This window comes from Comamonas testosteroni, from assembly GCF_030505195.1.
GTDB classification, from domain to species: Bacteria; Pseudomonadota; Gammaproteobacteria; order Burkholderiales; family Burkholderiaceae_C; genus Comamonas; species Comamonas testosteroni_G.
The window spans coordinates 2,073,446-2,085,061 of the sequence record NZ_CP129672.1 but is presented as its reverse complement, the minus strand read 5'-3'; the positions used below and the strand labels follow the sequence as shown (position 1 = coordinate 2,085,061).

The window sequence follows — 11,616 nt, the reverse complement described above, 5'->3', positions numbered from 1 at the left end:
AAACAGGTGAGTTGGCAGCGCCTGAAATTCCAAAACCTAGGAGACAAACATGGCCATCAATGCGACAGCACATATGGGAGGTAAATCGGCCCCAAGGCCGATGAGCCCGGAAGAGCGCAAAGTCATCTTTGCGTCTTCACTCGGAACCGTTTTCGAGTGGTATGACTTCTATCTGTACGGATCTCTGGCGGCCATCATCGCCAAGCAGTTCTTCAGCGGTCTGGATGCAGGATCGGCCTTCATCTTCGCGTTGCTGGCCTTTGCGGCAGGCTTCATCGTGCGCCCTTTCGGCGCGCTGGTGTTCGGCCGTCTGGGCGACATGATCGGGCGCAAGTACACCTTCCTGGTGACGATTCTGATCATGGGCCTGTCCACCTTCATCGTCGGCATCCTGCCCAACTACGCCAGCATTGGCGTGGCCGCCCCCGTCATCCTGATCGCGCTGCGCATGCTGCAAGGTCTGGCCCTGGGCGGTGAGTACGGCGGCGCTGCCACCTATGTGGCAGAGCATGCGCCGCATGGCAAGCGCGGTGCTTACACCTCGTGGATCCAGACCACGGCGACGCTGGGTCTGTTCCTGTCGCTGCTGGTGATTCTGGGCGTGCGTACCACGATGGGCGAAGAGAAGTTCGCCGACTGGGGCTGGCGCATTCCATTCCTAGTCTCCATTTTGCTGCTGGCCATCTCGGTCTGGATCCGCATGACGCTGTCCGAGTCTCCTGCCTTCCAGAAGATGAAGGCCGAAGGCAAAGTGTCCAAGGCGCCTCTGACTGAATCGTTCGGTCAGTGGAAGAACCTCAAGATCGTGATTCTGGCGCTGGTCGGCCTGACGGCAGGCCAGGCGGTGGTCTGGTATACCGGCCAGTTCTATGCGCTGTTCTTTCTGACGCAGCAGCTCAAGGTCGATGCCGTGACGGCCAATCTGATGATTGCCGCCGCACTGCTGATCGGCACGCCTTTCTTTGTGATCTTCGGCACGCTGTCCGACAGGATCGGCCGCAAGCCCATCATCATGCTGGGCTGCATTCTGGCCGTGTTGACCTACTTCCCGGTCTTCAAGGCGCTGACCGAAGCCGCCAACCCCGACCTGGCTGCGGCTCAAGCCAAGAACAAGGTGGTCGTCGTGGCCGATCCTGCGGAGTGCTCCTTCCAGTTCAACCCCACAGGTACGACCAAGTTCACCAGTTCCTGCGACGTGGCCAAGCAGGTGCTGGCTGCGGGTTCCGTGAGCTATGAAACCGAAGATGCTGCTGCAGGCACGCAGGCCATGATCCGTATCGGCGCGACCGAGATTCCCTCGTTCTCGCTCAAGGGTCTGAGCCCTGAAGACGCCAAGGCCAAGGACGGTGCGTTCAAGAAGACGGTGGCCGCCGAACTGGCCAAGGATGGCTATCCCACCAAGGCCGACCCCGCCAAGATGAACAAGGTCATGATGGTCGTGATCCTGACCTATCTGGTGCTGCTGGTGACCATGGTCTACGGCCCCATCGCGGCCATGCTGGTGGAGCTGTTCCCGACACGTATCCGCTACACCTCGATGAGCCTGCCCTATCACATCGGCAACGGCTGGTTTGGCGGTCTGCTGCCCACCATGTCCTTCGCCATCGTGGCGCAGACCGGCAATATGTACAACGGCCTCTGGTACCCCATCATCATCGCCGGTGTGACGGCCGTGATCGGCACGCTGTTCGTGCCCGAAACCAAGGATCGCGACATCTACGCCGAAGACTGATGCCAAGCGCTGATGCTGCAATTTATGCAGCATCGCATCGAAGATCTGCAAGGTTTGTGCTTTGCAGATCTTTTTTGTTTGCCGCAGCACTAGTGGGTTACAGCAGTGTGGCAACAAAGCATCATTGCGTTACTTTTTTGCGATGGAAATCATGCTTTCGAGAGGGGCCAACCTAGAATCACACCTAGCCGCGAGAGGGCCAACAACCTACAAGCCAATGCGGTGCAAAAAACACTATCCCAGGACATAGGAGCATTGAATGACCAAGATGACTCGCATCGCACTGGCCGCACTGGCTGTGATGGGCGCAACCACCGCAATGGCACAGAGCAGCGTGACGCTGTACGGCCGCGTGAACACTTCGATTGAGCACCAGAAGCTGGGCGACACCTCCGCTACGGGCATGGTCAACAATGCTTCGCGCTTCGGTATCCGTGGAACGGAAGATCTGGGTGGCGGCCTGAAGGCTGGCTTCACGTTGGAGTCCGGCTTCAATTCGGATGACGGCGCAGGCACTCCCTGGACTCACGGAACTGGTTCCGGCCTGACTTTTGGTCGTCAAAGCGAGGTGAACCTTTCTGGCGGCTTCGGTATGGTCCGTCTGGGCAACTTCGTTCCCGAGTCCTACTACGCAACTGCTGACTACATCAGCATGCACAACCACGACACCGGCCCATCTTCGGATGCGCTGTACTACGATCCCGTCTGGTTCGGCGGTCTGAGCACCAAGAACAAGGTCGGCTATCGCACCCCCAACATGGGCGGCCTGACAGTGGATGCCTCCGTGTCGATGCACGAGAAGGATCCCTCGGTCGGTCCTCGCAAGAATGGCTACGATCTGGCCGCCAACTACGCCACCGGACCCCTGCACCTGGGCGCCGGCTTCAGCAAGGTGGGCGACAACTGGCAAGCTGCCCTGCGCGGCCTGTACACATTCGGTCAAGTGACTCTGGGTGCCTACTACCAGCGTAACAAGGACGACAACCAGATCAGCGGCACCGGCGCTGGTTCGCGCAACAACTTCCGTCTGTCGGCCATGTACACCATGGGCGCTTCGGAATTCCATGCCAACGTGGGTCATGCCAACAAGTGGAGCAATATTGCTGATTCTGCGGCAACACAATGGACGCTTGGCTACAACTACAACCTGAGCAAGCGCACCAAGGTCTATACCTACTACACACGTATCAACAACAGTAACGGCATCAGCTATCTCAATGGCGGTAGCACTATCTCCTCTCTGCGTGCAAGTGGTGGCGCAGGCAAGGACTTCAGCTCCTTTGCTGTGGGTATCCGTCACAACTTCTAATTTGTGCACCGCGCAAGCGGTGTCTCCAGCAGCTGCAGCTGATAATGCAGACCATTACTCCAAGTTCACACCCCATGTCGCAAGGCATGGGGTTTTTTCTTATGTGCAGCCTGTCTGGCAGTAAGCCACGCGCAAACTCGCTCAGGCTCAATGGTCGTGCTGACTGGCGTGGCACGAGCGGCTGCACCGGCTGCTTGTTCATAACACTCTGGAGACTGATATGTGGAAGCTGGCGATTGGTTTTGTGGTGTTTGCCGCCGTGGCGCTGTTTGTCATCATGAAGGCCGGTGACAAGGTGGATATGAGTGGAGAAAAGCATGGTGCCGAAGCGATTCATGCACCGGCGGAGTCCAAATAAAGACTGCCGCAAGCGATCAAAGGATCAAAGCCCCATCGGTCGGGGCTTTTTTTAGGTTCATCGAGGAATTTCGTGGAGATAAGCCCGTTCGTTTTGTAATCTGATGGCAACGACACTGACATCGGAGAACAAATCAAATGCTGGACTCGAAGTTATTGCAGGCTCTTGGCGGCTGGGAGGGCTACGTGGTTGAACGTGTGCAGTGGCCCCAGGGCGATAGCCGCACCGTGTCGATTTATCTGAAGCCGCAGGCCAGCGTCATGCATTGCGAGCGCTGCGGTGCGCAGTGCAGCCAAGTCCATGAGACCACGACACGGCGCGTGCGCGATCTGGCATTGTTCGAGTACAGAGTGGTGCTACATGTGCCGCGTCGGCGTCTGTGGTGCGATAGCTGTGGTGGCCCGCACCTGGAGAAACTCAGCTGGCTCGGTCGCTACCAGCGCGTCACAGACCGTCTGGCGCAGGCGTGCAGCCAGTTGCTTCGCAGCAGCAGCATCAAGGCGGTAGCGGCCTTCTTCGATCTGGGCTGGCACACCGTCAAGTCCATCGACAAAGCCTTGCTGCTGGCCAACACTGCGCAGCCGCAATGGGATCAGATCGAGTACCTGGCGATGGACGAGTTTGCGCTGCACAAGGGCCATCGCTACGCCACAGTCGTCGTCGACCCCATCAGCCGGCAGGTGCTGTGGGTGGGGCAAGGGCGCTCACGCGAGACGGCCCGCCAGTTCTTCGAGCAGTTGCCCGCTGGCGTTGCCCAGCGCATTCGCGCAGTTGCTATCGACATGACTACGGCTTACGAGCTGGAGATTAAGGCCCACTGCCCTAACGCCGAGATCGTCTATGACCTGTTCCATGTCGTGGCCAAGTACGGCCGGGAGGTCATCGACCGAGTGCGTGTCGATCAGGCCAACTTGCTGCGCCAACAGCCCTCAGCACGTAAGGTGCTCAAATCCAGCCGCTGGTTGCTGCTGCGCAATCGCAACAAGCTGCAGCCTCAACAAGCAGTGCAACTCAAGGAACTGCTGGCGGCCAATCAACCATTGATGACGGTATACGTCTTGCGCGACGAGCTCAAACAGTTGTGGTTCTACCGTCGTGCGACTTGGGCGCATCGCGCCTGGCGGCACTGGTGTGATCAAGCCCATCAAAGCGGCATTGCCGCACTGAGCACCTTCGCTCAGCGCTTGCAAAGCTACCTGCACGGGATCATCGCCCGATGCAGGCATCCGTTGAACACAAGTGTTGTGGAGGGCATCAACAACACCATCAAGGTCATCAAGCGCCGGGCCTATGGCTACCGCGATCAGGACTACTTCTTTCTGAAGATTCGGGCAGCATTCCCCGGTAATGCGCGATGAACCTTTTTTTATTGCACTTTTCAATGCTGCTGCACAGCCGGAATGCACATGTGCAACCCAGGCTCTTGCCAGGACTGCCTAGAATGTTTGGCCTCCATAGAAAAGACCGCAGAACATGACGCAGGGCCTGATCCGTATCCGTGGTGCTCGCCAGCACAATCTTCGCAATCTGGACATCGATATCCGTACCGGTGAGCTGACCGTAGTCACCGGCCCCAGCGGCTCGGGAAAGTCCAGTCTGGTGTTCGACACGCTGTACGCCGAAGGTCAGCGCCGCTATGTCGAGACCTTCTCCGCCTATGCGCGCCAGTTCCTCGATCGCATGGACAAGCCGGCTGTGGACAAGGTCGAGGGTGTGCCGCCCGCGATTGCCATCGACCAGACCAACCCGGTGCGCAACTCGCGCTCCACCGTGGGCACGATGACGGAGATCAACGATCACCTCAAGCTGCTGTTTGCGCGCGCGGCCCAGCTGTTCGACAGCAGGACGGCCCTGCCGGTGCGCCACGACACGGCGGACAGCATCTATGCCGAACTGGCCCAGCGCTGCGAGGCTGCAGGCGACCCGCGCATTGCCATCACCTTCCCGGTGGAGCTGCCGGCCAATACCTCGGCCGAAGAGGTGGAGCAATGGCTGTCTGCCAGCGGCTTCACCAAGGTGCAGGCCGAGCGCGAAGTGGAGCGCGCTCACGCCGCCGCCGATGAGGTCGCCAAGGGCAAGAAAAAAGCCAAGCCAGCCCCCGAGAAGATCAAGGTGCTGGATGTGATTGCCGACCGCTTTCGCCTCGGCAAGGCCGAGCGTTCCCGCGCCATGGAGGCGATCGAGGTGGGCCTCAAGCGCGGCAGCGGCAGGCTCACGGTCTATGTGTTGCCTGAAAGCGCTGCAGAGGCGGCCGAGCCCGAGCTGTGGAAGTTCTCGCTGGGTCTGCACTGCCCCGAAAGCAATCTGACGTATCAGGAGCCGATTCCCTCGCTGTTCTCCTTCAACTCTGCGGTGGGCGCCTGCGATGCCTGCCGTGGTTTCGGTCGCGTCATCGGGGTCGACTGGGGACTGGTGATTCCGAACGAAAAACTCACCTTGCGCACCGGTGTCATCAAGCCGATCCAGACGCCTGCCTGGAAGGAGATTCAGGACGACCTGATGCGCCATTCCGAGGCCGAGGGCATTCCGCGCGATACGGCCTGGTCCAAGCTGACCCGCGAGCAGAAGGACTGGGTGATCGAAGGCTCGCCCAACTGGAACGGCAAGTGGAGCCAGACCTGGTATGGCATTCGCCGCTTTTTCGAGTACCTCGAAAGCAAGGCCTACAAGATGCATATCCGGGTGCTGCTGTCCAAGTACCGCAGCTATACCGAATGCCCGAGCTGCGGTGGCGCCCGCCTCAAGACCGAAAGCCTGCTCTGGCGCATTGGCGGCAAGCAGGCAGCGGATGCGGTGCTGCCGCCCGGCGACGAAGGCGGGCGATACCAGCGCTTCATGCCGCAGGCGGTGGGCTGGAGCCGCGAGCAGCTCGACAGCCTGCCGGGCCTGTGCCTGCATGACTTGATGCGTCTGCCGATCACGCGCCTGCGCGACTTCTTTGCGCAGCTGGTGCCAGACAAGGATGCCGTTAGAAATGATGGCGAAGCCCAGGCCTTGAAGATGCTGCATGCAGAAGTCATGACGCGGCTGCAGTACCTGTGCGATGTGGGCATAGGCTACCTCACGCTGGACCGCCAGAGCCGCACGCTGAGCGGCGGCGAGGTGCAGCGCATCAATCTGACCACGGCGCTGGGAACCTCGCTGGTCAACACCTTGTTTGTGCTCGACGAGCCTTCGATCGGCCTGCACCCGCGCGATATGGAGCGCATCACCGAAGCCATGCAGCGCCTGCGCGATGCGGGCAATACGCTGGTGGTGGTGGAGCATGACCCCGCCGTGATGTTTGCCGCCGACCGCATGATCGACATGGGGCCGGGCCCCGGTGCGCGCGGCGGCCAGATCGTGTTCGACGGCACGCCCGAGGATCTGCGCAAGGCCGATACCCTGACCGGCGCCTATCTGGGCGGGCGCAAGCAGGTGGGCTTCGGGCTCAAGCGCATGGTGACCGAGAGCACGCCGCGCCTGATTCTCGAAGGCGCGCGCGAGCACAATCTGCGTGATATCAGCGTGGACTTTCCGCTGCAGCGCCTGGTCACCATCACCGGCGTTTCGGGCTCGGGAAAATCCACGCTGATCCAGGATGTGCTGGTGCCTGCGCTGATGCGTCACTTCGGCAAGCCCACCGATGCTGCGGGCGCGTTCGAGCGCCTGCTGGGCGCGGATCATCTCGCCGATGTGATGTTTGTGGACCAGTCGCCGATCGGCAAGACGGCGCGTTCCAACCCGGTCAGCTATGTGGGTGCCTGGGATGCGCTGCGCGAGCTGTTCGCCGTGGCTGCACTGTCACGCCAGCGCGGCTACACGGCTGCCAAGTTCAGCTTCAACAGCGGCGACGGCCGCTGCCCGACCTGCGGCGGCTCGGGCTTCGAGCATGTGGAGATGCAGTTCCTCTCGGACGTCTATCTGCGCTGCCCCGACTGCAACGGCACGCGCTATCGCCCCGAGATCCTGGAAGTGAAAATCGAGCGCAACGGCCAGTCGTTGAATGTGGCCGATGTGCTGGAGCTCACGGTGGCCGAGGCCGCGCTGCTGTTTGCGCAGGACCGTGACGTGATCCGCGCGCTGCAGCCCATCGTCGATGTGGGCCTGGAATATGTGAAGCTGGGCCAGCCCGTTCCCACCTTGTCGGGTGGCGAAGCGCAGCGCTTGAAACTGGCAGGCTTCCTGGCGGAAGCGGCTCGCGCGCAAAGCAAGTCCAAGCAGTCGCTGGCCAAGAAAGGCACGTTGTTCCTGTTCGACGAGCCCACGACCGGCCTGCATTTCGAGGACATTGCCAAGCTCATGCGCGCATTGCGCAAGCTGCTGGAAGCCGGCCACTCGCTGATCGTCATCGAGCACAATCTGGACGTGATTCGCGCCAGCGACTGGCTGATCGATCTGGGCCCCGAAGGTGGTGACGGCGGCGGTCTGATCGTGGCCGAGGGAACGCCCGAGGAGGTGCGCCATGTGAAGGAATCGCACACGGCCCAGGCCCTGCGCGAATACGACCTGGCCATGGGCGTGGGCGGCGAGGCGGTGCGCGAAGTCGCCCCCATGCTCTACAAGCCCCAGCGCAAGGCCCAGGCCGAAAAGGCACCGCAGACCAAGAATGCGATCGAGATCGTCAATGCCAAGGAGCACAACCTCAAGTCCCTGAGCGTTCAGGTTCCGCGCGGCAAGTTCAATGTGGTGACCGGGGTGTCGGGTTCGGGCAAGTCCACGCTGGCTTTCGACATTCTGTTCAACGAAGGCCAGCGCCGCTATCTCGAATCGCTCAATGCCTATGCGCGCTCCATCGTGCAGCCTGCGGGCCGTCCCGAGGTCGATGCGGTCTATGGCATACCGCCCACGGTGGCCATCGAGCAGCGCCTGTCGCGCGGCGGTCGCAAGTCCACGGTGGGCACGACCACCGAGGTCTGGCACTTTCTGCGCCTGCTCTATGTGAAGCTGGGCGTGCAGCACTGCATCCACGACGATGCCATCGTGCAGCCGCAGACCGAGGAAAGCATTGCCGCGCAGCTGATGACGAACTTCCGTGGCCAGACCATAGGCCTGCTGAGCCCGCTGGTCGTCAACCGCAAGGGCGTCTATACCGAGCTGGCCGACTGGGCCAGACCCAAGGGCTACACGCATCTGCGCGTGGACGGCGAGTTTCTGCCGACCACGGGCTTCCCGCGCATAGACCGCTTCAAGGAACACACCATCGAGCTGCCCGTGGCCAGCGTGACGGTGACCGCGGCCAACGAGAAGGAGCTGCGCGGCCATCTGCGCCAGGCGCTGGAAATCGGCAAGGGCGTGCTGCATGTGCTGTCCGGCATCGAGAACCTGGCCGATGCCATGCAGGGCGGCCAGAGCACGGCCGGCATCGGCGCGCTGCAGGTGTTCTCCACCCAGCGTGCCTGCCCGGTCTGCGCCACCAGCTATGCCGAGCTCGATCCGCGTCTGTTCTCCTACAACAGCAAGCACGGCTGGTGCCCCGATTGCGTGGGCACGGGCGTGAAGCTGAGCAAGGACCAGCGCAAGGTCTATGACGACACCTTGCTGGCCGAGGACAACCGGGGCCGTGAGGTGAAGTTCGAGGGACAGGAAGTGGAGGACCTGGCCGAGGTGGAATGCCCCAAGTGCCACGGCACACGTCTGAACCCTGTGGCGCGAGCCGTGAAGTTTCACGACGAGGCGATCACCGATATTGCCCAGTTGTCAGTCAGTGATGTGCGCCACTGGATACAGAGTCTGGAGCTTACGGGCCGCGAAGCCGATATTGCGCGCGATCTGATTCCCGAGATCCAGAGCCGTCTCGAATTCCTGGAAGAAGTCGGTCTGAACTATCTGACGCTGGACCGCGGCGCCCCCACCCTGAGCGGGGGCGAGGCCCAGCGCATCCGCCTGGCCGCGCAGCTGGGCAGCAATCTGCAGGGCGTCTGCTATGTGCTGGACGAGCCCACCATCGGCCTGCATGCGCGCGACAACCAGATCCTGCTCAATGCCCTGCACAAGCTCGGTGACAAGGGCAACACGCTGGTGGTGGTGGAGCACGACGAAGACACGATTCGCCGCGCCGATCATGTGATCGATATCGGCCCCAGCGCCGGCATTCGCGGCGGCCGTCTGGTGGCCGAGGGCACGGTGGCCGACATCATGGCGGCCGAGGATTCGGTCACCGGGCGCTATCTGCTGCACGCCATGCGCCACCCTTTCAAGCCGCGTCTGTGGGTGGGAGAGGGCGAGCCACCGGTGCAACCGAATGCTATCAATACAGAAGCTGATAGCGCCCGTGATATAGAGGTTTCAGATAAGAAGCCATCAAAAACCAAGAAAAAGAAAGCGGTAGCTGCTACTGAAATTGCACTACAGCAAGAGAGCGACGCATTGCACTGGCTGACGGTGCTGGGCGCGAACCTGCACAATCTGCAGAATGTGGAGGCCCGGGTTCCGCTCAAGCGGCTGGTGGCCGTAACCGGCGTTTCCGGCTCGGGCAAGTCCACGCTGGCGCGCGATGTGCTGCTGAGCAATGTGGCGGCCTGGGTGCAGCAGCGCTCGACCAAGGCCGGGCGCGATGCCATGGATGCCGGCAAGTCGCCGGCGCTCGTGGGCTGCAAAGGGATCAAGGGCTTCGAGACCATCGATCGCGTGCTCGAAGTCGACCAGACGCCGATCGGAAAGACCCCGCGCTCCTGCCCCGCGACCTATATCGGCTTCTGGGACACGATTCGCAAGCTGTTTGCCGAGACCCTGGAGGCCAAGGCCCGGGGCTATGCGGCCGGTCGCTTCTCGTTCAACACCGGCGAAGGCCGCTGCCCGGCCTGCGAAGGCCAGGGCGTGCGCACCATCGAGATGAGCTTTCTGCCCGATGTGAAAGTGCCTTGCGAGGTCTGCCACGGTGCGCGCTTCAACCCCGAAACCCTGGCCGTGAGCTGGCGCGGCAAGAGCATTGGCGATGTGCTGAAGATGGAGGTCGACGAGGCCGTGGAGTTCTTCGCCTCCATGCCCTCGATTGCCCATCCGCTGCAGTTGCTCAAGGACGTGGGTCTGGGCTATCTCACCCTGGGTCAGCCGTCGCCCACGCTGTCGGGCGGCGAGGCCCAGCGCATCAAGCTGGTGACCGAGCTGACCAAGGTGCGCGATGATATCGGCCGCCGCGGACAGAAGGCCCCGCACACGCTGTATGTGCTGGACGAACCCACCGTGGGCCTGCACATGGCCGATGTGGACAAGCTCATCCATGTGCTGCACCGCCTTGTCGACGGCGGCCACAGCGTGGTGGTCATCGAGCATGACCTCGACGTGATTGCCGAGGCGGACTGGATCATCGATCTGGGCCCCGAAGGCGGCAAGGAAGGCGGGCGCATCGTGGCCACGGGAACTCCCGAGGAGCTGGTCAGAATCGGCACCCATACCGGCAAGGCGCTGGCGCCGGTGCTGGCGCGGTAAGAGGCGGCGCGCACCATGTCCTTCTCGCGCAGCAGCTTTCCTGCACCGGCTGAGCTGGCAGCCTCGCGTGTCGCGTGGATGGCGCAGATCGAGCGCCCACCGCTGCCGCCGGCGGTGCAGGCCTGGATGACGTGGGCGCGTGGCTGGCAGGATGCGCTGCCGTGGTTGCAGCTTCCTGCATGGCGTGAAGGCGCGGGCAACTGGCTCGCGATGCAGCGTGCCACCGATACGGCCGGGCTGTGGTCCCAGACTGGTGAGTATCGCTTTGGTCTGGACCTCAAGGCCAGCACGCCCGGTGATCTGCGCTGGATCGACGGTGCGGTGGCGGATGGCTGGAGCCCGCACTGGCTGGTGCTGACCCATGGCCTGGATGGCGACCCGCTGATCGGTGACATGAGCCGGCCCGAAGTGCCTGTGCTGTGGAAGTGGCATGACGAGCCGCACCGCGCGGCCAGGCCATTGTTCGCCTCGCTCGAGGAGTTGATGGCGCACCTGCAGCCCAAGGCAGCCAAAGCGCCTCTGGTGCCGCGTGAAACGCACTCTTCCATCATCTTCTACACCGTGCGCCTGCTGGAGCTGGGGCCCGATCCGGCCAGGGTCATGCTGGCGCTCAGGAAAATCTTCACGATGCTGTCTGCGCAGGAGCTGCTGAAACTCAAGACCCGGCTGCCGCTGACGCTGCTGGACGATAGCGTCAGCGCCTTGCAAAAGGACCGCCTGGTGCAGCATTTCGAGGGTCTGGGCGCTCGCGTGGAAGTGCGTGAACGGAGCTTGTAGCGCGCACGCAAGGGCGGCCGATACGGCGCA

Annotated in this window: 6 protein-coding genes; all 6 read left to right on the top strand. The window is 62.0% G+C overall.

All coding sequences use genetic code 11. The features are described 5' to 3' along the window. Window positions 1-49: 49 nt before the first annotated feature. Window positions 50-1,732 carry an MFS transporter gene (locus QYQ99_RS09485; protein ID WP_302092405.1) on the top strand — a complete coding sequence of 561 codons (1,683 nt, stop codon included), beginning with the start codon at window positions 50-52 and terminating at the stop codon, window positions 1,730-1,732. A 259-nt stretch (window positions 1,733-1,991) separates the two neighbouring features. Further along, window positions 1,992-3,041, top strand: a complete 1,050-nt coding sequence (locus QYQ99_RS09480; RefSeq protein WP_302092404.1) for a porin — start codon at window positions 1,992-1,994, stop codon at window positions 3,039-3,041. A gap of 220 nt (window positions 3,042-3,261) precedes the next feature. After that, on the top strand, window positions 3,262-3,399 hold the full coding sequence (locus QYQ99_RS09475; protein WP_196354110.1) for a hypothetical protein: 138 nt from the start codon (window positions 3,262-3,264) through the stop codon (window positions 3,397-3,399). A gap of 137 nt (window positions 3,400-3,536) precedes the next feature. Continuing rightward, the gene (locus QYQ99_RS09470) at window positions 3,537-4,757 is read left to right on the top strand and encodes an ISL3 family transposase (protein WP_302089465.1); all 1,221 of its coding nucleotides are present in this window, start codon (window positions 3,537-3,539) and stop codon (window positions 4,755-4,757) included. A gap of 115 nt (window positions 4,758-4,872) precedes the next feature. Continuing rightward, on the top strand, window positions 4,873-10,809 hold the full coding sequence (uvrA, locus tag QYQ99_RS09465; RefSeq protein ID WP_302092403.1) for an excinuclease ABC subunit UvrA: 5,937 nt from the start codon (window positions 4,873-4,875) through the stop codon (window positions 10,807-10,809). Window positions 10,810-10,824: 15 nt separating this feature from the next. Continuing rightward, window positions 10,825-11,586 carry a hypothetical protein gene (locus QYQ99_RS09460; RefSeq protein ID WP_302092402.1) on the top strand — a complete coding sequence of 254 codons (762 nt, stop codon included), beginning with the start codon at window positions 10,825-10,827 and terminating at the stop codon, window positions 11,584-11,586. Window positions 11,587-11,616: the final 30 nt, after the last annotated feature.

Excerpts from the sequence above, each read along its gene's own strand:
- QYQ99_RS09485 (WP_302092405.1), top strand. The coding sequence starts at position 50 with ATGGCCATCAATGCGACAGCACATATGGGAGGTAAATCGGCCCCAAGG.
- QYQ99_RS09480 (WP_302092404.1), top strand. The coding sequence starts at position 1,992 with ATGACCAAGATGACTCGCATCGCACTGGCCGCACTGGCTGTGATGGGC.
- QYQ99_RS09475 (WP_196354110.1), top strand. The coding sequence starts at position 3,262 with ATGTGGAAGCTGGCGATTGGTTTTGTGGTGTTTGCCGCCGTGGCGCTG.
- QYQ99_RS09470 (WP_302089465.1), top strand. The coding sequence starts at position 3,537 with ATGCTGGACTCGAAGTTATTGCAGGCTCTTGGCGGCTGGGAGGGCTAC.
- uvrA (WP_302092403.1), top strand. The coding sequence starts at position 4,873 with ATGACGCAGGGCCTGATCCGTATCCGTGGTGCTCGCCAGCACAATCTT.
- QYQ99_RS09460 (WP_302092402.1), top strand. The coding sequence starts at position 10,825 with ATGTCCTTCTCGCGCAGCAGCTTTCCTGCACCGGCTGAGCTGGCAGCC.